This is a genomic window from Streptomyces sp. NBC_00386, assembly GCF_036063235.1.
In the GTDB taxonomy this organism is placed as follows: Bacteria; Actinomycetota; Actinomycetes; order Streptomycetales; family Streptomycetaceae; genus Streptomyces.
The window spans coordinates 625841-650422 of the sequence record NZ_CP107950.1 but is presented as its reverse complement, the minus strand read 5'-3'; the positions used below and the strand labels follow the sequence as shown (position 1 = coordinate 650422).

The following is a 24582-nucleotide window of genomic DNA, read 5'->3' as shown; positions in this document are numbered from 1 at the left end:
AGCGCCGCGGTCCGCCGCCCGCGCTCCACGGAAGCGGTCCGGTACACGGAGACCGTCCGGCCGACATGGCACGCTACGACCTGATCGTGAGGAACGGGACGCTCGTCCAGCCCCATGTGGGCGAGATACGCGCCGACTTGGGCGTCCGGGACGGCGTGATCACGGCGCTCGCCGACGACCTGCCCACGGCGGAGGCCGAGGAAGTGCTCGACGCGGCCGGCCGGGTGGTCCTGCCGGGCGCTGTCGACGCCCACTTCCATCTGGGCATCTACCGTCCGTTGGCCCAGGACGCGTTCGAGGAGACGCGGTCCTCCCTCGTCGGAGGCGCCACCACCGTGCTGTCGTACTTCCGCACCGGCGAGCACTACCTCAACTGCACGGGCCCGTACGCGGAGATCTTCCCCGAGGTCCTCGAAGCCGTCGAGGGGCGGTGTCACACCGACTACGGCTTCCACCTCGCTCCGATGGACACGGCGCAGGTGCGCGAGATTCCCGCCCTGCTGGACGGTCACGGGGTCGCCTCGTTCAAGTACTACATGTTCTACAAGGGGTTCAACCTCTCCGCCGACTCACGCGACGCGCGCGGCTTCCGGATGACGGGGGAGGGCGAGGAGTACGACCTAGGTCACCTCTACCAGCTCATGGAGGCCGTCGCCGCCGCCGGGGCCGCCCGCCCCGACGGCCGGGTCTCCCTCTCCCTGCACTGCGAACAGTCCGAGCTGATGCGCCTGTTCATCGACCGGGTGCGCCGCGACGGTGATCCCCAGACCCTCCGGGCGTACAGCGAGGGCCGTCCGCCGCTGACCGAGCAGGTGGCCATCGCGGAGGCGGCGACCCTGGCCCGGGCCACCGGCTGCCCCGTGAATCTGCTGCACCTGTCGAGCGCGGCGGCCCTGGACGCGGCCCGGGCCGCCCGTGCGGCGGCGCCCGGCGGCGACCTGCGGACGGAGGTCACGCTGCACCACCTCTGTCTGGACCACGAGAGTCTGGACGCGGCGGGCCGTGGCCTCGGGGCCAAGGTCAACCCGCCGGTGCGCACCCGGGCCGACAACGAGGCCCTGTGGGCGGGGGTCGTGGACGGCACCGTCGACTGGGTGGCCTCCGACCACGCCTGCTGCATGGAGGAGAACAAGGGCGACGCGCTGTGGCCCGCACTGCCCGGCTTCGGCGGTACGGCGCTGCTCTACCCGGTCCTCCTCTCGGAGGGCCACCACCGGCGCGGGATCCCGCTGCGCAGGATCACCGAACTGGCCTCGGCCGGCCCGGCGGCGGCCTACGGCCTCGCCCGCAAGGGGTCCCTCATGGTCGGCTCCGACGCCGACCTCGTCGTCGTGGACCTCGACGAGACCCGCACGGTCAGCGCGGACCTGCTGCTCTCGGGACAGGACCACTGCCCCTTCGACGGCGTCGAACTCCGCGGCTGGCCCAGGGCCACGGTGGTCGGCGGCCGGATCGCCTACCGGGACGGCCGTGTCCAAGGAACGCCGTCGGGCCGGTACCTGCCGAGGTGAGAGCGTGGGGGCCGCGCCCGGAAGCGATCCTGGCGCGGCTCCGCATCGCTCACGCGCTCACATGCCGTCGTTGTCCCATACGCCCCGCGAGCGGGACCGGATCGGCAGGGTGGAGGGCACCGGCGCCTGGTGCGGCTCGTAGTTCTCGGCGTCGCCACCCCACTTGATCCACTCGTCGGTCGTGTACCAGTTGATGAGCTCGCCGTCGGAGCGGATGATCCACGTCGTGTCCTCCTCCGCCACGAAATGACCGTGCTTCACGAAGGCCGGACGGAAGCAGTAGGTACCCGGGTCGATGTCCCCGAAGTTGTAGGCCATCCGTCCGGACAGCGTGTAGAACTCCTCGTAGCACGGGTGGTGGGCGAGCCGGTGGTCCGTCCAGCCCTTCGGGGCCAGGACGAGACGGGTGTAGAAGCCGGTCTTCTCGTCGCGGTGCAGCAGCTTGATGTACAGCGGGGTCAGCGGGCCGTTGGTCGGCGCCGTGACCCACTCCATGGCCGCCGAGTCCCACTCGGTCACGTCGCCGGACGAATCCGCCCACCGCGCGCCGCCGGGCTCGAAGTCCGAAGGGCCGTACTCCCGCCAGTGCAGCACCCGGCTGCCCGCCTCGGCCGACAACTCCCGCATGGGGACGCCCTTGGGCACGTGCAGATAGCCCCCGGGCCCGAGGTCCGTGGCGCCGTGCCGCAACCGCCCTTCGAGGACGAAGAACTCGGTGTCCGCGGACGGCACCCCGGCCGGACGGTGCGCCGCGGAGTCGAAGGCCAGCGACAGGGCGGCCGAGCCGTCCTCCTCGTCACTGCTGAGCCGCCGCTCGCGCACCTCGCCGACGGTGTGTGGGAGTTCGGCCGGATGCCAGACGTAGTCGTCCTCGTGGATCAGCTCGACGTGCGGGCGCACCGCGCCACCGCCTTTCGCTTGTCGCCGCGGGGCTGTCCCCGGGCGGGTCGGGTGTGATTGCCGACGGGAACGGGGGTCACCGGGGAGGAACGGGCGGCGGGTGCCGCGGTGACGGCGCCTGCGGGGCGGCGGCCGCGCGCAGTTCGCGTTTGAGGACCTTGCCGGCGGAGTTGCGCGGCAACGCCGCCACCGTGCGCACCTGCCGCGGCAGTTTGTAGCCGGCGAGCAACGGCCTCAGGAACAGGGCGAGTTCATCGACGCCGACGGGCGGGGCGCCGGCCGACGCGACGACGTACGCGGTGACCACCTCACCCCAGAGCGGGTCGGGCACCCCGACCACCGCGCACTGGGCCACGCCCGGATGCGCGAGGGAGGCCTCCTCCACCTCACGCGGATAGACGTTGAGCCCGCCCGAGATGATCACGTCCTTCTTGCGGTCGACGATGCGGACATAGCCCTCCTCGTCCATCGTCGCGACATCGCCGACGCTCAGGAAGCCGTCGGCGGTGCGGCAGGCCGCGCTCGCCTCGGCGTCGTCCAGGTAACCCTTCATCAGGAACGGTGAGTGACTGAAGAGTTCGCCGGGTACTCCTGCGGGGACCTCGACGCCGTCGTCGCCGAGGATCCTGAGCCGGGTGCGGAACCAGGCCCGGCCCACCGAACCGGCCTTGCGGCGTGCGTCCGCGGGGCGCAGGTCGGTCACCACACCGCCCTCGGTCGACCCGTACAACTCGTGCACACCGCATTGCGGGAAGGCGTCCAGCACCCATTCCTTGAGCGGGACGGGGAGCGCGGCCGCGTTGAAGTACAGGGTGTCCAGGGACGACAGGTCCCGGCCCTGCGGTCCCTCGCCGCCCAGGTCCCGTACGGCCTGGGCGTGGGTCGGCACCAGGAAGACGGACTGGGCGCGCTCCCGCGAGACGAGGTCCAGCAGATGTCCGGGGTCCCACCGGGGCAGCATCACCACCGTCCCGCCGGTGAGCAGGGGGGCGTAGCCGAACATGAATCCGGCGCCGTGGCTCATGGGCGCCACGGCGACGCTGACCCGTTCCTCGCCCAAGCCCCATTCGTACGCCGACAGTTCGGCCGTCAGCGCGCGGGCCGCGTGGGTGAGGAGCGCCCCCTTGGGCCGCCCGGTCGTCCCCGACGTGTACTGCACACAGAAGGTGTCGTCCCCGGCGACCGCGACGCGCGGGTCCACGTCGCGGCCCCGTGTGAGGACTTCCTCGTAGGCGCGCCCCGGTCCCGGTCCGCCGACCCGCACGACGACGTCCGCGGAGACGGCCGCGCACACCTCCTCGGAACGGTCGTGCTGCACGACGAGCGCGCGGGCGCCGCTGTGCCCGGTGACGAACGCGATCTCCGGGACCGTCTGGCGCACACCGATCGGCACCATCGCCAGTCCCGCCTTGCCGAGGGCCGCCGCGATCTCGGGGTATTCGAGCCGGTTGCCGAGCAGCACGGCGACGCGGTCGCCGGGGTTCAGGCCCGAGGCGAGGAGGCAGCTCGCCAGCCGGTTGGAGCGGCTGTGCACGGCGGCGAAGCTCAGACGCCGGGTGCCGTCCACGACGGCCGTCCGCGTGGGTGCGGCGACCGCCCAGTGGCGCAGCCCCGCGACCATGGAGCGCGCGGAGTGCCGGCCGTCCGGGACGGACCGCAGATGTGCCGGGAGATCTTCCACTACCTGTCCTCCGAAGGCGTCGGGCGAGCGGGAGTCCCACCCTTTTGATACTCCCCGCGTTTCATTGATGTCAACGCTGTTCCGTGGAGCGAAACGATGACAAGGGTCGGAGGGCTTGTCATGTACGCGCATTTCTGCTCTGTTGGGGAAACAATGTTTCCCCCCACAAGAGAAGGTGAACTCGTGTTCCGTGGACTGTTACGGGCCGTGCCGGCGCTGCTGCTGACCGCGGCGGCCGCCTTCACCGTCGTTCCCGCCGCGGCCGCCGCACCCGCGGCCGCACTCCTGACCGCCGCCGCGGCGGACCCCTCGGCACCCGGTACCCAAGCCGTCGCGTACACCGATGTGACCGTGTCGGCGTCGGGCCGTTCCTTCAGCGCGCGGGTCTGGTACCCGGGCACCACCGCAGGCGCCAACGCGCCCGTCGCCGCCGGAGCCCACCCGGGTCTGGCCTTCGGGCACGGCTTCTTCCAGGACATCTCCAAATACGAGTCGCTGCTGCGGCACTACGCGTCCTGGGGGTTCATCACCGTCACGCCGAAGTCCCAGGGAGGCCTCTTCCCGAGCCACTCGGACTTCGCCGACGATCTGAACGCGTCCCTGACCTGGCTCACCGCCCAGAACGCCACGGCCGGCTCCCGCTTCGCCGGCACGGTCGACACGGCCCGCCTCGGGCTCTCCGGACACTCCATGGGCGGCGGCGCCGCACTGCTGGCCGCGAGCCGCAGCACGGCGGTCAAGAGTGTCTCCACCCTGGCGGCCGCCGAGACCAACCCGTCGGCGGTCACGGCCTCCGGCACCCTGGGCATTCCCGCCCAGTACGTGGGCGGCAGCCAGGACGGCATCGCGGGGGTCGCCGACAACCAGCAGAAGATGTACGACGCGAAGTCCGCCCCCACCCAACTGCGGGTCATCACCGGAGGCTTCCACTGCGGCTTCGTCGACAGCTGGGGGATCGGCTGCGACAGCGGATCGATCACCCGCGCCGCACAGCAGAAGCTCACCCAGGGCGTCACCACCGCCTATCTGCTTTACACCCTGGGCGGCGACACCTCGTACTACGACCAGGTCTGGGGCTCCGCCGCCCGGAACCTGGCCGGGGTCGTGTACTCGGCCAAGCCCTGACCGGCACCGTGGACAGGGGCTGACGCGTTCCGTGATCCGCGCGACAGCACTCGCGGGACCCGGACCGTCGCCGCCGCGGTGACGGTCCGGATCCGGGTCGTGCCGGCACCGGTGTGGCCGGATGCACATTCGCCGCCGGAGGAGAAATCGGTCGAGGCCGAAGGGGCTCTCCGGTGCGGCCTGTTGGGACCGTGAGGGGTGCGAGGAACAGCCTCGGGACCGTTCGGGCACGCCCCGTCAAGCGTGCGGCGGGACCGTTGGCGTGCCGTGCCGGGCAGGAGGGTGCCGTGAGGCCCGTACACTCGGCAACCGCCTCCGTGTCCGGCGCGAGGCCCCGAGAGGAAGGACGCGTTGTCCGTGTTCCAGGAAGCCCCGATCTACCGCCAGCTCGTCGCGGAGCGCGGTGACGTCCCCGCGCAGGTCCGAGGTGAGGCCGAGCGGATTCGCAGCGACCTGCAGCGGGTGATGCCGCCCCTCAAGGCCTCGGCGCCCGCCGCGGCCGAGCACGCCTGGTCCGGCGCGCCCGCCGCGGCCGAGCAGGCCTGGCCCGGCGCACCGGCCGGCCTGGCCCTCCCGCCGGGGACGCAGCGGGGCTGATCCGCCGTGCACGGCCCGGCCACGCGCCTGAACGACTCGACCGCCCGGAAGCCGACGGCTTCCGGGCGGTTGCCGTGATGGCCGGGGTGGGTGACCGGCCGCGGCCGGTCGGACCATGACGGCCGGCCCCGGCCCCGGGCCCTGAGCGGTGAGGGTGAAAGGGGCTATCCGGACGAACTGGACGCCTTGCGGCCCTCCGCGGCCCCGGGTCAGCGCACCGGGAAGCCGAAGGTGTGGCCCTGCTCCTTCAGCCAGGGGAGGATCCGGCGCAGGGCCTCGACGGTCTGGGAGCGGTCGCCGCCCGCGTCGTGGAAGAGGATCGTCGGCCCGTTGGGCAGCTCCCGCTCGACCGTGGCGACGACGGCGTCCGTGCCCGGTCGTTCGAAGTCCTTGGAGTCCACGTTCCAGCCCAGTGGCCGCATGCCCCGGGAGGCTGCCAGCTTGCGGCTGTACGGGGTGAAGGCCCCGCCGGGCGCCCGGTAGTACATCGGCCGTACGCCCCCGGACGCCTTGGTGATCATGCGTTCGGCGTCGAGTATCTGCTGCGACTGGTAGGCCTGGGACTTGGTGTCCATGGTGGTGTCGTGCGACACCGAGTGGTCGCACAGCCGGTGTCCGGCCGCGACCACCTTCTTCACGAGGTCCGGATGGGCCTGCGCCTGGGTCCCCACCATGCAGAAGGTGGCCTTCACTCCGTACTCGCGTAGCACGTCCAGCACTTGAGGGGTCCACACCGGGTCGGGACCGTCGTCGATGGTGATGTTGACCCCGCGCGCGCCCTTGTCCGAGGCGTGCACGATGGTCACCGCCACCGGCTTGACCGCGGCCTGCCCGGCCGACGCGGCCGGGCGGGGCGACGAGTCGCGCACGGCACCGGCCTGCGCGGTCCACACCGAGGCACCGGCGGCCAGCAACGTCACCCCGAGTGCCGCCCCGGCCACCTTGCCGTACCAGCCCCGCCTGCTGCCGTGCCGTGCCATGTCCGCCCCGCTCTCCCGCAGTTCCTCGGTCGCCTTCCGACCACCTGGCAGGACGAGCGGAGAGGGCCGGGGGATGCGTCTGTTACGGATCACGGACAGTTCCGGGAGGGAATGGGGACACAACCCCGTGAGTTCGCACTGTTGTCGTGTCAACGTGTCGGTTCCTGGTGAGACTTGAGCCGTCGATTCGTCCTGTTACGGTGTCCCGATGTCATCCGTCAAGCAGTTCCAGGTCACCTTCGACTGTGAGCGACCCGAGCGCGTCGCCCGTTTTTGGTGCGAGGTGTTGGGCTACGTCGTACCGCCGCCGCCGGCGGGGTTCGCCACGTGGGACGACTATGGTCGCTCGCGGCCACCTGAGGAGCAGGACTCATGGTTCGCGTGCGCCGATCCCACCGGCGTCGGCCCGCGACTGTACTTCCAGCGCGTTCCCGAGGGCAGGGTCGTCAAGAACCGGGTGCATCTCGACGTGCGGGTCGGTACCGGCCTCGTGGGTGATGAGCGCTTGGCCGTCCTCGAGGCCGAATGCGCACGTCTGATCGCGCTCGGCGCCGTACACGTGCGAACACTCGTTGCCGATGACGAGAACGAGTCGTGCATCGGGATGCAGGACATCGAGGGCAACGAGTTCTGTCTCGACTGAAACACCCCCCGCGACTGAAACACCCCCCCCGCGACGGGGAGGTGGGGGACTCCCTGCCCGCTGTCCCTGACCCGGACGCCGCGACGGTTCGGGGCAGGTGGCCCGACGGCGTCCCCGTCCGTGACCGGGCGGGGACGCCGAGAACCGGCGGGCGGCGCACGGGCCCGCCCGTCGGGCGTCGCAGCTGAATCGTGACCAGCGGCGGTGGCGTGGATGATGTGACGTTCGGACGGACGGCGCGGGCCGCCCGCGGGGCATCGGCTCCGGGGAAGGACGAGCGTCGGTCCGATGACTCCCAGGCCCACGGCGGGAGTTCGGATCTTCGTATCTCTCCCGGCGGAACACCTCGGCCGAGCAGCCTGGCGTCACCACGCGGTGCGGACCCGTCCGTGCCCCGCGGTTCCGGAGAAATTCCTGCTCACAGGCCTTCCGTGCGACCTTCGGACTGCCCTATGTTCTCCATCCATGCTCCTTGCCGATGATCAGCGCGGCGGCCGTCGGCTTGCCCGCCTCACGTCCCTCACCACCGCGGTCGTACTCGTGGTGCTCTGTGCCGCCCTCGGCTATGCCGACGGGACCGGACTGTTCGCTCCGGAGAACTGGCTGGACGCGGGTTTCGTACCCGGCAACGCCACGAGCCCTGCCTGGGCCACCGTGGTGTTCCTGCCCCTGCTGATCGGCGGCGCCGCGGTGGCCGTCCACCGGTTGGTGCGCGCCGCGGCCCCCGGAGCGAGGGCACGATGGATCTTCGGCGCCGTCTGGTCGAGTCTGATCCTGGTGGCGTTCCTGGCCAAGCTGGCCTACAGCGTGCTGCTGCTGGCGATCGCCGGACCGGCCGGGCTGCACATCTTCCCGACGGTCGGGGCACTGCTCGCCGAGTGCGGTCTGACCGGCGCGAAGTACGCCGTGTTCGGGCCGCTGGTCGCGGGCCTGACGGCGTCGGCGTACCGGATCGGCGTGTGGCGCCTGCGCCGCAAGGCCGACGAGGGTGACAGGGCCAACGAGGTCGGCGAGGGCGCCGAGGGTCGCAAGGCCGAAGAGGGTGGCAAGGCCGAAACAGGTGGCAAAGTGGTCGAGGCTGCCGAGGCCGGTGAGCGCGGCCGGCGCACCGAGCGTGCCGCAGGGGCATCGCGCGCCCCTCTCGACTCGGTCGCAGGGTTCGCCTGGCTGCCGGCCGGTGCCGCCGTCGCGCTCCAGGCGGGGACCGGCGCGTTCGCCTGGGCCGCGGGACCGATACCCGGCGGCCGCGTGGTGACGACGCTGGTCACCGGCGTCGCGGCGGTGTTCGCCGGTGTCGCGCTCTGGCGCCGCGTGGTGGCGCCCGGGCTGACCCGTGCCCGTACCGGGGTGACGCTCTGGTCGCTCGCGACGACCCTCACCGCGGCGGGCGTTCTCGGGTTCGCGCCCCTGTGGATTCTCGACGGGTGCCTGAACGGTTTCGGCGGGGCGCTGTTCCCGGTCGCGTCCGTGCTCGTACGGGTCGCGGAGGGTGTGACCGCGGGCGTGTGCGCGGGCGTCGTGTGCGTGCCCTGGGTCGCGGAGCTGGCGTGGCGGCGCCGGACGGAGCCCTCGGCCGAGCGCGGAGGCCTCGCCTGGGCCGTCCGGTGGGCGCCACCCGTCGCGGTGGCCGCCGTACTGGCGCTCGCCGTGGGCACCCTGGCCCCGGGACCGGCGGTGGCCCCCGTCGGCGCGCAGGCACAGGCCGCGGGCCGCGACCGGAACGAGCTGCTGCCGCTGAGCGTGCTGCGCCGCGACGGACAGGCCCCGGTGATCGGAGACAGCGCGGGACGGCAGGTGCTGCTCCGCGGCGTGAACGTCAATCAGCTCATCGACTACGGACAGCCCGACCCGGCCAAGGCCACCGTGTGGCCGCTGGAGGACTCCGACTACGCCCGGATGGAACGGTACGGGTTCGACGTCCAGCGTCTCGCCCTGTCCTGGTCGGCCCTGGAGCCGGAGCGGGGCGTCTTCGACGAGGCGTATCTGACGCGGGTGCGCACAGCGGTCGACCAGGCCGCCGACCACGGCATCCACACCGTCCTCGACATCCACCAGGACACCTTCTCGAAGTACGTCGGCGCGGCGCCGGGAACACGGTGCAGGGCCAACGCCTCACCGGAGTTCGGCAACGACGGCGCCCCGAAGTGGGCGACCCTCACCGACGGCGCCAAGGCCTGCGGCTTCCTCGGACGCGACCTGGCGCCCAATGTGCAGCAGGCGTTCACCAACCTCTACAACGACACCGACGGCATCGGCGCCGAGTTCGCCCGCACGTGGGGCCGCCTCGCCAAGACCTTCGCGGACGACCCCGCGGTCGCCGGCTACGACCTCCTCAACGAGCCGGGCCCCGGTGACGCCCCGGGCGTGACCTCCTCGATCCTGCTCGGACGCCTCTACCAGCAGGCGATCACCTCGATCCGGGCCGCGGAGTCGAAGGTGGCCGGCGGCTTCCACCACCTGGTGTTCTTCGAGCCCTCGATCCTGTGGTCGGGGCTCGGCTTCGACACCACCCCGCCGGTCGGGTTCGCCGACGACCCGCAGCTCGTCTTCTCGCCCCACCTGTACAGCGAGTCGATCACCATGGACCAGGGTCTGGGCGTCACCCTGACCTCGATCGAGCAGGGCTACGCCACCGCCGAGCGCACCGCCCGGGCGTACGGGGCGCCGCTGTGGTCGGGCGAGTGGGGATGGTTCGGGGAACCCGGCGACTTCCGCTCCCGGTTCGAACGCTTCCTGGAACGGCAGAACACCGAAATGCTGGGCTCGGCGATCTGGGTGTGGAAGAAGGCCTGCGGCGATCCGCAGAACGACCCCGAGGCCACCACCTCGGGCGGCGGCGTCGTGCTGTACACCTGCCCCGACGGCAAGCCGCTGCCGAGCCCGGCCTTCGAGACCACGGCGCTGTCCCAGGCGTACCCGCGCAGCGCTCCCGGCCGCCTGAGCTCCCTGCGGTCCTCCCTCACCGAGCGGGACCTGCGGCTGACCGGCTCCGGGGAGGGCACGCTGGACGTGTGGGTTCCCGGCCAGGGCCGCCCCGAGGCCAAGGGCAGCGGTCTCACCGGCATCCGGCTGGCGGAACGGCCCGGCGGCTGGCGGCTCACCGCGCACACCTCCGGTCGCTACACCCTCCGCGTGGCGTAGCGGCGGCCGTCGGCCGGTCCGCCTCGGGGGCGGGCCGGCCGACGGCACCGGGGCGACGCGCGTGCGTCGCGGGCGGGAGGCGAGTCAGCCCGTGGTCCAGCGACGCAGCTTCTCGGGGTTGCGGACGACCCAGATGTGTTTGATCCGGTCGCCCACGACCTCGAACGCGAGCACCGTCACGATGACTCCGTCCTGCTGGGCCACCAGGCCCGGCTGACCGTTGACGGTACGTTCCAGGAGCGTCATGCCGTCCGGCCTGCGGTGGGCGAGCCCGGCCCAGGCGTGCGCGATCCGCTCGCCGCCCTCGATGGGGTCCAGGAAGCTCCGGGCGAGACCACCTCCGTCGGCGGTCGCGACGGCGTCCGGGTCGAGCAGGCCGATGAGGGCGTCGATGTCCTTGGCCTCCCACGCCTCCTTGAAGGCGCTGACCACGCCGGTGCGCCGGGGCGCCGCGGTCACGGAAGGCCGCGCGGCCCGGACACGGCGGCGGGCCGAGGAGGCCAGCTGGCGGCAAGCGACCGGCGTACGGCCGACGATCCCGGCCACTTCGGCGAAGGAGTGGCAGAAGACGTCGTGCAGGATGAACGCCACGCGCTCGGCCGGGGTCATCGATTCGAGAACGACCAGGAACGCGAGGCCGACCGACTCGTCCAGGGTGACCCGATCGGCCGGGTCGACGGCCGCACCGCCCGGCCGCCCGCTGATCCACTCCGCGCGCCCGGGCAGCGGCTCGGGGATCCATTCGCCCACGTACGTCTCCCGCCGGGCCCGTGCCGAGCCGAGCACGTTGAGGCAGACGCGACTGGCCACCGTCGTCAGCCAGGCACCGGGGGACTCGATGGCGTCCTGCTCCTGCCGGGACATGGCGTACCAACGGGTGTACGTCTCCTGGACGGCGTCCTCGGCCTCGGTCAGGGAACCCAGCAGCCGGTAGGCGAGATTGATCAGGTGACGCCGCTCGCTCATGATCGCGTCCAGGCCCGGATCGGGCCGGCCGTGTCCTGGCTCGGATCGGGTGGTCATGGTGTCGACAACTCCCTCGGTCGCATCCGCTTTCACCGGGTCGCATCCGCTCTCACCTGTACGACAGAACAGCACGCCGGAATGTGAGGCCGGAGCGGCGCCTCACATTCCGCGGGGCTGCCTTGTCGAAGCGGTGAGACCGACACATCATCCAGCGGACAGGAAGGCCGGAGACATCATGACTGCCTCGAACCCGGAGAGCCCGGAGATATCGGCGAGCCCGGAGAGCCCGTTCACCGCCCCGGTGACCGACGAGCGACTGGAGCGGGTGGCCGCCGCGCTGAAGGAGAAGCACTTCGACGTCGAGATCCTCGACGACGCCGCCGCGGCGCGCGCCCGCGTCAAGGACCTGGTTCCCGAGGGCGCCGCGGTGTTCACCGTGGCCAGCGAGACCCTCCGCCTGTCCGGCATCGACGAGGACATCAACGGCAGCGGACGGTACGACTCCGTCAAGGAACGCGGAACGGCCATGGACCGCGCCACGCAGATGGCGGAGATCTGGCGGATGCTCGCCTGCCCCGACGTCGTGGTGGGCAGTGTCGCCGCCGTCACCGAGACCGGCTCCCTCGTCGCCGCCTCGGCCAGCGGAAGCCAACTGCCCGCCTACGCGGGCGCCGCGCCCCGTGTGATCCTGGTGGTCGGTGCGCAGAAGGTGGTGCCCGACCTGGACACCGCGCTGCGCCGCGTCGACGAGTACTGCGTCCCGCTGGAGGACGAGCGCGCCAGGAAGGTGTACGGGGTGCCCAGCGCCCTCAACCGCCTTCTCGTCCTCAACGCGGAACCCCACCCAGGGCGCTGCACCGTCCTGCTGCTCCGCGAGGCCATCGGATTCTGAATCGCCGGGGCCACCTGTGCCGTGACCGCACAGGCATGCGGCCGGCCCCTCCGGAAGAACAGCGGCGGTTATTCCGGAGGGGCCGACCGCGCTCGGCGTCGCCCGGCGAGCGTCAGCGGGGCCGCGCCGTGGCTGTGCGGGGCACGGTTCGCCGGGCGGTCACGACGTGCCGTTCGCCCCGGGGACGCCCACGCGCTCCGCCCACTCCGCATCCGGCGACCAGAGCCTGGTGCCGTCGGCGGCTCCTGCTTCACGGCCTCCGGTGGACCACGATCCGGATCCTCCGGCTTCGCGGTCACCGCCGCCGGCAGCGACCGGCCGTTCGTCCCGGGCGGTGATCCGGAACCCGACGGTGTAGGTGCGGGTGACCGAACCGTTGGCCGAGGTCACCCGGACGGTGCGGGTGGTGAACCGGGATCCGGCCGACGAGAGGACCGAACCGCCCTCGGTGACCCTCACCCGGGCGCCGGACCGGGCCGGTACGGCGGAGACGGCCGGGATCCTCCTGTTCCTCGGCCAGTCCACGACGTACGTGGACACCTCCGGATCGAAGCCGTCGATCGCGACGCCCCCCACCGTGATCGAGTCGGCGTCGGCGACGCTCGCCCTGGTGGCGTCGGAGGAGTTCGTCACCGTGACCGAACCGTCGGCGCCCACGACCACGTGCGCCGTCATCGCGGCCGCCAGGTTGATCCGCTGCCAGCTCGCTCCGCCGTCCGCGGTGAGGTCGAGCGGGTACCCGGAGTCCGTCGCGGTCTGTTCCAGGACCTGAGTGCGCTGTTCGGTGGTCAGGTCCTGGAAGGCCGTGATGAGCAGGGACGCCGCGTCGGCCGGCGTCCTGAGCGTCTGCCCCGCCTTCGCCACCTGGGAGAACCCGTAGGTGAGGCGCCGCGTGTACAGGTCGACGTCCTGCGTCGCGCTCAGGCCGGAGTAGGGGTCGCCCGCGCAGGCCGCGAGCGTGTCCCCGTACCCCTCCGTCCCGCACTGCGCGAGCAGCACGTTCTCGATCTCGGTGTGGGCCTGCGTCAGCAGCTTCCGGAAGTCAGGGTCCGCCCACCGGTGTGCCACGGTGGCCTGTCCGGTGATGCGGCCGCCCATGACGTCCAGCGGGTAGTGGAACCCGAGGACGACGCGGTTGTCCCCGTACTCCGAGGTGCGCGCGAGGATCGACGGCGCCAGTTCCGGCAGGAGCGTGGCGAGGACGGTCCCGGCTTCGTAGCCGCCGTACGTGTGGCCGCTCGGGTACGAGCCGCTGGTGGCGAGGCTGCCGTAGGAGCCGTCCTGCGACTCGTAGATCTCACCGCCGTCGCCGACGAACCCGAGCCGCACGTAAGGGCGTTGGTAGCCGTAGTGGTTCTTCGCCGCGTCGACCTCGTCGAGGCCCTTCGTGATCCGGGAGAACAGAGCGCTCGTCTTGGGCAGCCGTCCGCCACTCAGGGCGTCGCTGTAGATCCGGCCGAGCCGGGAGCCGAGTCCGTCGGCCAGCGTGACGGTGGCGCTGTGCGTCGCGTCCACCTCGGCGCGGTCCACCTCCTTCTGCGTGGCCGCGTTGTTGATGGCCACGGCGGTCCTGTCGTTCTCCGCGGTGGGTGAAGTGCCGTTCGGCACCTTGGTGTTGGTCCCGAGGATGTCGGAGTGCAGGTCGTCGGCACCACTGAGCAGGCCGTCGAAGTAGTCGCTCCCGTCGCCGGTCGTCGGCCAACTGTCCGACGGATAGGCGGCGTTCAGTGTGTCGTCCGGGAAGGGGGACGGCACATAGGCCGGGTCGGAGGCGTCCGACGCGGCCGCTGTGGTTCCCGGGGCGGGCGCGGCACCGTCGGCGGAGGTTCCGGCCAGGGTGACCGCGGTGACGGTCGCCGTGTGTGCCTTCGCCCTGCCGGCGGCCGTGAGGAGCGTGGTGGCCGTGGTGGCGGGAACGTGTGCGGTGGTCCCGTCGTCGAGGGCCACGGTGTAGCCGATGATCGGGAACCCGCCGTCGCCGCCCGCCCGCCAGGTCACGCGGACCTGCCGGCCGTCGGTGATCACTCCCGTCACGGCCGGCGTCTGCGGCTTGCCGCCGCCGGTCACCACGGGTGCCGTGGCCGGGCTCGGGCGCGAGGTGCCGACGGCGTTCACGGCGCGGACGCGCGCCGTGAACGACCTGCCCGCCCGCAGCCGGGTGAACGTCGTGCGCCGGCTGTCCGGATCATGGATCTCGACCTGGTGGCCGTCGTCGAGGGTGACCTCGTAGCCGGTGACCGGTGAGCCGCCGGTGTCCCCGGGCGCGGACCAGGCGACGGTCACGCTCGTGCCGGACGAGATCGCCGACACGGCGTCAGGCACGGCCGGTACCGCCTTCGGCTTGGTGGTGAGCGCGTCCCGGGCGTGGTCGAGCGTGCCGTACCGCGCGGTCAGCGTCTCGTCCGTGGCCGCGGTGTCCGCGACCGCGGTCCTCGCCTCGGCGAGCGCCTCGGTGAACGCCGTCCACGACGTGTCCGTGTAGCGGGCGTCGTCGAGGGCCGACGCGGTCGCGACCAGGTCCTCCAGTCTCAGCCTCGGGAGCGGGATCAACTGCTTGGCGGCGAGGGTGAGGCCGCGTGTCCGGGTGTCGACTTCGAGCTGGGTCACGGCGTCGGCGTCGGCGAGGGTGCGCGCGGAGGCGAGTTCGCGCCGGTACACACCGAAGTCGATCGTGTCGTAGCGCTCCGCGTCGCCGGAGAGCCCCGCGTACCGGTCGATCGCCTTGCGCAGGGCGGACCTGTCCGTGACGGCGGGCGTCTCGACGTGGGTGAAGGTGATCCGGCCCAGGTTCGCGACGTACGGGTGCGAGGAGTCCGGGGTCGTCACCAGCCGCAGGTGGACGCCGTGCGTGCCGGTGATGGCCTCGGGCAGCGTCAGGCTGGTCGTCCCTCCCGAGGACCAAGCGGCTCCCGTGACGGGCAACGGTACGGTCGCGTACGGCGTCCCGGGGCTGCCCGCGTCGAAGGAGTCCAGGTAGAGCTGGACGGCGGAACCGGCGCCGCAGCGGGCGGAGTTGTTGACGTAGGTGATCGTGACGGTGCTCTTAGGGGAGCCGCCGAAGCCGATGTCCCCGTAGTCGAGCCAGGCCCCGTCGTAGGTGCCGCCGAGGTCGGTGGTGGACCCCGAACCGCTCCAGCCGACCGGCTCGCTCTTGAGCCCGCCGCCGCTGTGCGAGCGGAACGCCGTGGCGTCGAACGCCACCGGGGCGCCCGCTTCCTGAGTCAGTGTCAGTGAGTACACGTTGGCCACGTAGGGCTGGGAGGCCGTCTGCGTGCTGGAGACGAAGGCGGCGTACACGTCCTGGACGCCGCTGAAGACGCCCGGATCGAGCTGGACGGTCGTGGTGGCGACGGTTCCCCAGCCCGATCCGCTGTAGTCGAGCGGGATGTCGACTCTCTTCGGCCCGTCCTTCGAGCCGAGGTGCAGTTCGAGGTGCGAGTCCGCCGCCGCACGGGACCGGGGCTTGTCATAGCGGACGGTGACCGTGTCGGCGCCGTCGCGGAGGTCGGTGTCCTTCCACTCGGCCCACGCCCCGTTCGTCGTGTTCTCGAAGATGCCGTTCGCGAGGTCGAGCGGGAGTGAACCGCCGCCGGTCGCGGTGCTGTCGGCCGCGGTCAGCGTGGCGAGCGTGGTCGAGGGGGACGAGGACACCTCGTACGGAGAGAACTGGTACCGGTCGAAGTTCGACACCCACTGCTGCCCGGACGGGGCGTGGAAGACGAACGTCGCGCTCGACGCGCCCAGCAGGGCGTCCGGGTCGGTGACGGCCGCCCGCACCGTGCTGTAGTACTGCCATCCGCCGGTTCCGGGGAGCTGGACGGTGGCGACGACGGGGCCGTCGGCCGCCCCGGCGTGGATGTCGACGCTGCTCGGTCTCGCGTTCGTCGCCTGCGAGTTGGCGTACCGGACCGAGACGCTGCGCGGGGCGACCCCGCCGAAGTCCAGCTTCGTGAACCGCTCCCAGGATCCCTCGGTGACGCCGCCGAGGTCGCCGTCCGAGTAGTACGCCTCGCTCACGAGGCTGGGGCCCTCCTTCTGGTCGGGGTCCTCGGCCTGGAGGACGGCGAAGCCGCCCTCGTCGATGGTGAGCGCGTCGACGGCGGACCGCAGTGTGTCGTCCGCGGCCATGATCGTGCCCGTCGCGGAAGTCGTGTCGGCGAGGACGGTCCGAGCGCGGTCGAGCGCCGCCCGGAACACACTCCACGAGCCGTCGGAGTAGTTGCCTTCGCGCACCAGCACGGCCTGGTCGATGAGCGCGCCGAGCGCCTCGCGATGCACCGCGGCGGTGGACAGGACGAGCGGGTCGGTCGGGGACACCCCGGTGCCGTGCACCGTCGAGGCGCGTACCCCGTGGGCGAAGGCCGCGTCCTGGAAGGTGATGCCGAAGCGCGCGTCGACCCGCGTGCTGCCGGTGAGCGACAGCGTCGCCGTACGCGAGCCGCTGACGCGGAGGTCCGCCGTGACACCGCCCGGCAGTCCGGTCACGGTCGCAGCCCCCGACCTGGTCAGGCTGGTGCCCTTGCGGGCGGCGAAGGACGCCGGTCCGGACAGGGTGAGCTTCACGCTGTCGTGGACGGTTCCGTCCTCGGCGGTGTCGACGGTGCTCGGGTGGGCGGAGACGACGGTGTCGCCCTTGTCCGTGCCGCCGTCACCCGTGTCGCCCGCGTCGGTGTTCAGCGAGTACGCGGGCTCGGTGTGGGCGCCCCACTGGGAGGGCTTGGAACCCATGGTGAAGTCCAGGGTTCCGCCGGAGACGATCTGGGAGTAGTCGAGCCAAGTGTTGGTGAACCGTTTGCCGTTGAGGGTCGCGCTCTGCACGTAGTAGTTGCTCGGCGACACACCCTCGGCCTTCACCGTGAACCGGGCGCCGTTCGCGTAGCGGATCGTCGTGGAGTCGAAGAACGGACTGCCGATCTGGAACTGGCTGGAACCTGCGGTCACCGGGAACAGACCCAGGGCCGCGCCGACGAACATCGTCGACATGGTGCCGGCGTCATTGTCCATGGTCGGCAGGAAACCCCGGGGGGAGAGCCTGTAGACCTGGGTCTTGACCGGCGGGCGGAACTCGCCGCCGGAACTGGGGACTTCGTTCGAGGAGCCCGTCGCGATGTAGCGGTTCCAGGTCGTCCCCGTGTAGATGGCCCGCACCCACTTCTGCGTCAGGCTCGGCTCACCGACGTAGTTGAAGAGGTACGGGGCCTGGAGATCGATCTCGTTGGCGTTGGAGTGCAGCATGGCCGAGCCGTCGTCGGCGCCGGAGTCCTCGCCGAACATGTGCTCCACAGCGGCCTTGCCCGCCTTCGCGCCGCCCATGGCCTCGATGAGGCCGCCCATGTCGTACGCGTCGTACCAGTGGTACTGCCAGAGCGTGCCCTGGTAGAGGCCGGCCGCCTCGAACTTCTCGTAGTCCGCGCTCTGCCAGTCACCGCTCGCGGCGCGCGGGGTGAGCAGCCCGACCTCTGTGCCGTCGCCGGCCGTCCAGGCGCCGGACTTCACGAGGTTGTCGATCGCCATGGTCGACTGCGTACGCAGCTTCTGCGCGTCCGCCTTCTTGCCGAGCGCGCCGGCGATGACGGAGAGCGCCCACTGGTCGTAGCCGCGCTGGACGGTCGTACCGGGATCCCCGGTGACGTAACCCTGCCGCAGCTGCGCCCCCGTGTAGTACCCGGAGTACGACATCAGCGCGGGGTAGGCCTCGTCGAGCCGGTCGAAGTTCTTGTAGCCCTTGGACAGCGCGTCGGCGACCAGGACGGCCGAGCGCTCCCAACGCACGGTCGGGACCGAGTGGGTGAGGCTGCCGAGGCTCTTGCCCGCGGTGTGCGCGTCGGCGAAGAGCTCGATGAGCGACTGCACCATGTCCCGGTAGGTGGCCGGGTCGATGTACGCCTCGACGGAGTACTTGCGGAAGTCGTCCCAGGTGGACCAACCGTCGTAGTACGTATAGCCGTTCGTCTTGTGCACCGCTCCGTCCACGCCGCGGTACGTCCCGCTGGTGCTGGTGGCGTTCACCGGCAGCGCGTACATGCGGTAAAGGTGCGTGTAGAACTCCCGGGTGAGCGTCGACCCGGGGTCGGACGTCGCGGAGGCGCGTACGTCGACGGCGCCGAGCGCGCGGTTCCAGTCCGCCCGGGTCCGCGCGCGGGCCTGGTCGAAGGTGAGGTCGCCCACCTCGTTCCGCTGGTCGGTCGCGGCCTGTTCGGCGCTGATCGGCGACAGCGTGATGCGCAGTTCGATGTCGTCCCCGGCGGACCGGTCGAACCCGAGGACGGCGCCGGTGTCGGACCCGTCCTGCGTGGTCGCGTCGCTCAGCGTGCCGTCGTTGCCCCAGCTCTTCAGGGACGTCACGGGGACGTTCGTGGTGGCGGTGTAATACAGCTTGTACGAGGCGCCGTTGAACGACCCGGCGATGAGCCCGCCGATCGAGGTCGTCCCGTCCGGGAGCGTCGTCGCCTTCAAGGTCGAACGGGTGCGGCTGGTGAAGTTGTTCGCCAGGTCGAGGACGAGCTCGGGGTCCGACCCCGAGGGGAAGCCGTACCGCTCCAGCGCCGTGCGCGTCGTCGCGGTCACCTCGGCCTCGACGCTGCCGGAGTCCTGCGTCACCGACGAAGCGGCGCCGGAGACGGAACCGAGCCCCACCCGGTAGGACCCGGGCGTCGCGGTCTCGTCGTCGTGGTCGTACGCGTGGGCGTAGGTGCTGGGGGAGGGGCGCTTGTCGTACCGGACGGAGGTCGGGACGACGAGCAGGTCGCCACCGCCTCCCGAGCCGCCGACGCCGTCGAGGTCCGTGGCGGTGAACCCGGCTATGCGGTCCTCGTCGTAGTCGTACCCGGAGTGGTTGCGGTTCGGTGTGGTCATCGGGTTGACCTTGGCCAGGCCGTGCGGCGCCTGGGCGCCCGGCAGGTCGTTGCCGTCGTCGCCCGCGGTCGACACGAACGGGTCGACGAGCTTCGTGTAGTCGGTCCCGTCGGAAGTCCCGTCGGACGTCGCGCCTGATGTCCCGACGGACGCTGCGGACATGGTGGGGAAGGGCACCGCCACGGCCGTGCCGACGCCGGCCGGTGCGGCCAGGGCGAGCGCTCCGGTGAGCAGCGCGACGGCCGTCGCGCGCAGCGGCCGGTGACTGCGCCGGGCCGCCCCTAAAAGAATGGCGTGAAACACGGGGGGACGGGATCTGATGGGCACGTGACCTCTCCAGCGTCGCTCATACGCACGCACGGTCCGGCTCATCGGAAGACAACGTTGTCGGCCCGGGGCGCCAGGCGTGCAACTCGGGGTGGGGCGGAAGTGACACACAGGATGCCATCCGTGTAGCGGATTGCACCCCTCCGTGTTCACGACCGTCCGCAATGAGACACGGAGAAGGCGTACGGCGGGCGAACGACATGCGTACGACGGGCGCGTACCGGACGCCACGACGGCGACGGACACGCCCTAGCACCGCAACGGTGCTTGCTCTGATTGCTGGGCAGTCTTCAAGGGTTGAGCCGCATTCCCACGCGCCCGCGCAGCGGAATGCTCATCCGGCCCACCGACGGCCCGCACGCCTGGCCGCCCGGGTTGTGAGGGGACACGCTCCGGAGCTGTCGGCCGCTCCGGTGCTGGGGTGGGCGGGGCGCCCCGGGTCAGGGTGCCGGGAAGGCGAGAGGCACGCCGTAGCGCTTCTCGGCGTGGTGGAGGGCCGGGACGAGGGCGGAGCGCAGGTCACGGATCTCCTCGGCGTGGTCGGTGAGGAAGCGTTCCCGCAGGTGTCGGCGGGCCGGTTCGCGGATGGCCTCGACGGGGCGCATGCAGGTCGCGTAGGCGTGGCCGAGTTCGCTGTTCACGCGGGAGAGGTCGGCGGCGGGGGCGTTCATCAGGCGGCGGTCGGCGAGCGCGAAGAAGGCCTTCTGGTCAGTGACGGCGTAGCCCTGTTCGGTGAGGCAGCCGGGCAGGTCGCGCAGGGCCCGGGCGGCGGCGGAGTCCCGTTTCGCAGCGGTGGCCAGGGCACCGAACCACGCTTGCTGCAGGGGCTGGTAGACCTTCGTCACCTGTTCGGCGGCGGTCGCCCCCGCCGCGCGGCAGCGGCGGATCTCGGCGGTGCCGCCGGACCGGGCCGGGGCGGGCTCTGTCGCGACGGTGGGGACCTCGGAGCTCTGCCCGAATCCGTGCCGGCCGAGGAAGTCGAGGTCGGGCAGGTCGCCGAACGGGATGTACGCGAGAGGGACCTCCTCGGTCAGGCGGAATCCGTTCTCGCGGGCGCACGCGGCGGCGGCAGTCCGGGCCACCTGTTGTCCGAAGACGTTCAGGCCCTGGGTCCACCGGGTCTCGGCACCGGTCGCTGGCAGGGCCATGCGTACCGGGTCGTCCGGCAGGGAGTGGGTGAGGCGTCCGGGTGCCTCCGGGCCGGGGTGCTGCGCGCCGGGTGCGCCGACGGCCGTGCTGCACGCGGCGGTGAGCAGCGCGGCGGCAGCGGCGGCGGCTGTGCGCGCGAGGGTCCTGCGGGTCACGTCCGTCCTTCCTGGGACCGGCCCGGGGTACCGCCGGCCGTCGTGCACCGGCGGCACCCCGGGAACTCGGGGCGAGGTCAGTGGGTGATCGTGACGGTGTCGCCGCCGGCGCTCCAACTGGCCACGGTGAACGGCGTGTTGTCGCCGACGTCGGTGCACAGCCAGTAGTCGTCGTCGTTGACGCTGTGGTAGCCGTCCTGGGCGTAGACGTACCCCGCGGAGCAGGTGAACCAGGTGCCGTTGGAGCGGCGCAGGCGGCCCGCGTAGTAGTCGTAGATGGCGGACGTGCTGTTGTAGGAGTAGGTCAGGTTGAGGTCGCCGCAGGTGCTGCTGGCGGACTTGTTGCGGATCGTGCCGACCCCTTCGTAGCCGCCCGTGGTCAGCGACGAGCCGACGCAGGCCTGCGGGGCGGCGGACGCGACGGGGGCGAAGGCCACACCGGTCGCGGCGGTGACGAGCGCGAGTGCTCCGGCTGCGAAGGTCCGGTTGATGCCAGGCCTCTTCAGCATGTCTGTCTCCCCTGATTCGGTCGTGGTCGGGCTGTCGGCGTTCGCCGGCCCGAGTGGTGCCGCGGGAACAGTCGCATCGCGGGTCCCGCTTGCACCACGACCTTCGAGCACGGTCGAAAGTGGTGTGCCAGGCGGTGGAATGCCCTATTCCAGCGGTGCTGTGGCGACGACTGGGGTCCCTGAGGCAGCGGATGCCGCCCTGGACTGTCAGGGAAGTGCTTGCCCTTGACCGGATGTCGCCGCGAAGGGCCCCGGTGGGGGCCTGCGGAGCATCGTCGCCCCGAGGGGAGTGAGGATGTGCAGGACGGTGTTCTGCACGCGTCGGCTCGTGATGAGTCCGGCGTCGCGCAGGACTGTCGTGTGGTGCGTGGCCGTGGCGGGAGACACGCCCAGGGTGCGGGCGAGCTCCGAGGTCGTCGCGCCGAGGGCGAGTGCGCGCAGCGCGGTGGCCCGGGTTCTGCCCAGCAGGGCACGCAGGGCGGCATCTGGACGGGCGGGTTCGGGGACCCGGGCGCCGTGCACGGGGTAGACCAGAACCGGCCGCAAGGTGTCGTCGGCCAGGGACATCGGTAACTGCCAGCAGAAATAGGAGGGCACCAGGCGCAGCCCGCGCCCGCCGAGGCGCAGATCGCGGTCCTCGATGTAGTCGACGTGCAGCACCGGTGGGAGCCAGCGCATGGCGGGCGAGAGGCCGGAGAGCAGTCCGCCGACGCCGCTGTCGAGGGTCGAGCGGGCGAGCAGGCCGCGCTCGCCGGCGAGCGACTCGCACATGCGGTCGTAGTGGGGTGCGACGACGGCTTCGTGGTAGGCCCGCAGGACCCGGACCAGTTCGTTCCGGCTGTCGCGTTCCGCCAGCCTGGGCACCCAGTCGGGGGCGCCGCTGATCCGGGCCAGCAGGTCCATCTCGTGGGTGACGCGGGCGGGAGGGGTGTCGAGGATCGCGGTGAGCCCCCGTTCCAGTCCGTCTGCGGACTCGGGCGGGGTGAGGAAGTCGGGCAGGTAGGCGGCCCTGGGCAGCACCGGGGTGAGCAGCCGGCGCACGGCGGCGCCGAGCCGGGTCCCGGCGAGTGTGGCGCGGGTGCTCCGGTGCCAGTCGGCGTAGGCCCAGCGGCCCTGCGAGGTCTGGAGCCTCTGGAGGCTGAAGGTGATCTCCCACAGGGGGTCGGGTGTGCTCGCCACCTGGATGCGGGTCAGGTCTTCGGGCGTGAAGTGGATACGCAGCAAGAACGGTCTCCCCGATTCGGTAGTCGTCCTGCTCGAGCTGCCGGTCGGTCCTGTGGCTCCGCGTCCCAGGGCAGCAGGCGCAGGAGCAGCCCGGAGCCGCGCCGTCACGGGGGCTGCGCGGGTACCGGCTGCCTCTTCCCTCTGTCACTGCGGACACGTCACTGTCGCCCAGGCGGAGGCAGGAAGCCGGGGTCAAGGGCTGAGCGCGGCCCGCGCAGGGGGCATGAACTTCGAGGAACCGACCTGTCCTACCCGGCTCCTCGGCTTGCCCCTCCGTATCAGAACCCCACGGGCCTGGATCCCTTCCGAGAGCCCCCGGATCCCGCCGAGAAGTTCTGACGCCAAGTAGGACCCGCTGGGCTGGAGAACGGTTGCGCGACAGCCCGAGATCCTTTCGCGATGTCGACGTGCCCGGTGACTCCATTCGGCCACGCGGTTCGGCACCACCTTCGACCGTCCCATCGGGCGTGGACGTTCTCGGGGCCGAGGGAAGCAGAGGGTCCATCGCTGCGACATCGGCGAGCGGCAGGGGTTGCGTCCAGGGAAGTGGTGTACGGGTTCGACCTGATCCGGGGGTTTGCTCCGGCATCGGGATGGTGCCCGCATAGATGAACGGTCACCGGCTGATCTTCGAGATGTCGAGTCACGAAGGACACGCACCACAACAACCGACCTGACCAGGCACTACTAGGAGGCTCGCCGGGAACCCCGGCACGAGGGGCCACTTCCGGCGTGGCAGAGTGTGCGTGTGCCCACCACTGATTCCGCCCGTGCCAGCGACGCCGCCGATGTCTCCCGCGCCGTGAACGCGGCCGATGCCGCCCTCGGCGAGTCCGGCCGGCTCATCGATCTGCGCAGCGACACCGTCACCCGGCCCGGCGAGGCGATGCGCCGGGCGATGGCCGAGGCCGAGGTCGGTGACGACGTTTTCGGTGACGATCCCACCGTCAACGCGCTCCAGGAGCGGATCGCCGGGCTGCTCGGATTCGAGTCCGCGCTGTTCGTCTCCTCGGGGACACAGAGCAACCTGTGCGCTCTGCTGACCCACTGTGGGCGCGGGGACGAGTACATCGCCGGGCAGATGGCCCACATGTACCGGTGGGAGGGCGGCGGCGCCGCCGTGCTCGGAGGCATTCAGCCCCAGCCGCTGCCGCATCGGGCGGACGGGACGCTGGACCCGCTGGACATCGCGGCGGCCGTGAAACCGGACGACTCGCACTTCGCGCGCACGCGGCTGCTCTGCCTGGAGAACACCATCGGTGGCCGAGCCGTGTCGATGGACTACCTGAAGACCGCCACGCACGTGGCCCGCGACCACGGACTCGCCACGCACCTGGACGGGGCACGGCTGTTCAACGCGGCGGTGGCCGGCGGGGGCGATCCGTACGAGCGGGCACGGCTGATCGCCGGCCACTTCGACAGCGTGTCGGTCTGCTTCAGCAAGGGCCTGGGCGCGCCGGTCGGCTCGGCGCTCGTGGGATCGCGGGAGTTCGTGGCCGAGGCACGGCGCTGGCGCAAGGTCCTGGGCGGCGGGATGCGACAGGCCGGCGTGCTGGCGGCCGCGGCACTTCACGCGCTCGACCACCACGTGACGCGGCTCGCCGACGACCATGCGCACGCCGCGCTGTTCGCGGAGAGCCTGAAGGACGTGCCGGGCCTGACCATGGAACCCAGCGGGACCAACATGGTCTTCGCGAGTTCCGCCCCCGGCCTGGAGACCGACGAGGTGCGCGACCGGCTGGCGCGTCGTGGGCTGCTGTGCGCGGGATACCCGGGCCAGTTGCGCTTCGTGTTCCACCTGGACGTGACGCGCGCCGACACGGAACGCGCTGTGCGGATCGTGCGCGAGACCTTGGCCGAGACGGCAACAGGCTGATCCCACAGGGCCGTCGGGCCGGGCGTTCGGGGACGGGGGAGGTCCGATGCC

General features: G+C 71.6%; 15 protein-coding genes. 7 read left to right on the top strand and 8 right to left on the bottom strand.

Going from position 1 to position 24582, the window contains the following annotated elements; genetic code table 11:
• Window positions 1-65 precede the first annotated feature (65 nt).
• Window positions 66-1511, top strand: a complete 1446-nt coding sequence (locus OG780_RS02560) for a dihydroorotase (protein ID WP_328444187.1) — start codon at window positions 66-68, stop codon at window positions 1509-1511.
• 57 nt (window positions 1512-1568) lie between these two features.
• On the opposite strand, the gene OG780_RS02555 is transcribed toward OG780_RS02560, so the two are convergent.
• Both OG780_RS02555 and OG780_RS02550 read right to left on the bottom strand, forming a co-directional pair.
• Window positions 1569-2411 (bottom strand): DUF4437 domain-containing protein, encoded by an 843-nt coding sequence (locus tag OG780_RS02555; protein ID WP_328444185.1) that lies wholly within the window; start codon window positions 2409-2411, stop codon window positions 1569-1571.
• A 76-nt stretch (window positions 2412-2487) separates the two neighbouring features.
• Window positions 2488-4092 carry a class I adenylate-forming enzyme family protein gene (locus OG780_RS02550; RefSeq protein ID WP_328444183.1) on the bottom strand — a complete coding sequence of 535 codons (1605 nt, stop codon included), beginning with the start codon at window positions 4090-4092 and terminating at the stop codon, window positions 2488-2490.
• Between the two features lie 183 nt (window positions 4093-4275).
• Between OG780_RS02550 and OG780_RS02545 the strand changes: the two genes are divergently transcribed.
• Window positions 4276-5217, top strand: coding sequence for an alpha/beta hydrolase family protein (locus OG780_RS02545; protein WP_328444181.1), 942 nt, complete (start codon window positions 4276-4278; stop codon window positions 5215-5217).
• 357 nt (window positions 5218-5574) lie between these two features.
• Complete coding sequence (locus tag OG780_RS02540) at window positions 5575-5814, top strand: hypothetical protein (RefSeq protein WP_328444179.1); 240 nt, start codon at window positions 5575-5577, stop codon at window positions 5812-5814.
• A gap of 209 nt (window positions 5815-6023) precedes the next feature.
• On the opposite strand, the gene OG780_RS02535 is transcribed toward OG780_RS02540, so the two are convergent.
• Complete coding sequence (locus OG780_RS02535; protein WP_328457845.1) at window positions 6024-6794, bottom strand: polysaccharide deacetylase family protein; 771 nt, start codon at window positions 6792-6794, stop codon at window positions 6024-6026.
• Window positions 6795-7002: 208 nt separating this feature from the next.
• Between OG780_RS02535 and OG780_RS02530 the strand changes: the two genes are divergently transcribed.
• Together OG780_RS02530 and OG780_RS02525 are read left to right on the top strand one after the other, a co-directional pair.
• Entirely contained in the window at window positions 7003-7437 is a 435-nt protein-coding gene (locus tag OG780_RS02530) for a VOC family protein (protein WP_328444177.1), read from the top strand.
• Window positions 7438-7902: 465 nt separating this feature from the next.
• On the top strand, window positions 7903-10578 hold the full coding sequence (locus tag OG780_RS02525) for a glycoside hydrolase family 5 protein (protein WP_328444175.1): 2676 nt from the start codon (window positions 7903-7905) through the stop codon (window positions 10576-10578).
• A gap of 84 nt (window positions 10579-10662) precedes the next feature.
• Here the strand turns inward: OG780_RS02525 and sigJ are convergent, their stop codons facing one another.
• Window positions 10663-11601 (bottom strand): RNA polymerase sigma factor SigJ, encoded by a 939-nt coding sequence (gene sigJ, locus OG780_RS02520; RefSeq protein WP_328444173.1) that lies wholly within the window; start codon window positions 11599-11601, stop codon window positions 10663-10665.
• Window positions 11602-11779: 178 nt separating this feature from the next.
• On the opposite strand from sigJ, the gene OG780_RS02515 reads away from it, so the two are divergent.
• Window positions 11780-12436 carry an LUD domain-containing protein gene (locus OG780_RS02515; RefSeq protein ID WP_328444171.1) on the top strand — a complete coding sequence of 219 codons (657 nt, stop codon included), beginning with the start codon at window positions 11780-11782 and terminating at the stop codon, window positions 12434-12436.
• 159 nt (window positions 12437-12595) lie between these two features.
• Here OG780_RS02515 and OG780_RS02510 read toward each other — a convergent pair whose 3' ends face one another.
• From OG780_RS02510 to OG780_RS02495, 4 genes are all read right to left on the bottom strand, one after another.
• Window positions 12596-19453, bottom strand: coding sequence for a glycoside hydrolase domain-containing protein (locus OG780_RS02510; protein ID WP_328457843.1), 6858 nt, complete (start codon window positions 19451-19453; stop codon window positions 12596-12598).
• 605 nt (window positions 19454-20058) lie between these two features.
• Complete coding sequence (locus OG780_RS02505) at window positions 20059-20922, bottom strand: hypothetical protein (protein WP_328444169.1); 864 nt, start codon at window positions 20920-20922, stop codon at window positions 20059-20061.
• Between the two features lie 77 nt (window positions 20923-20999).
• On the bottom strand, window positions 21000-21431 hold the full coding sequence (locus OG780_RS02500; protein ID WP_328444167.1) for a hypothetical protein: 432 nt from the start codon (window positions 21429-21431) through the stop codon (window positions 21000-21002).
• A 207-nt stretch (window positions 21432-21638) separates the two neighbouring features.
• A complete protein-coding gene (locus OG780_RS02495; RefSeq protein WP_328444165.1) occupies window positions 21639-22655 on the bottom strand; it encodes an ArsR/SmtB family transcription factor in 1017 nt (338 codons plus the stop codon).
• Between the two features lie 748 nt (window positions 22656-23403).
• Here OG780_RS02495 and ltaE point away from each other — a divergent pair.
• Complete coding sequence (gene ltaE, locus OG780_RS02490) at window positions 23404-24531, top strand: low-specificity L-threonine aldolase (protein WP_328444163.1); 1128 nt, start codon at window positions 23404-23406, stop codon at window positions 24529-24531.
• Window positions 24532-24582: the final 51 nt, after the last annotated feature.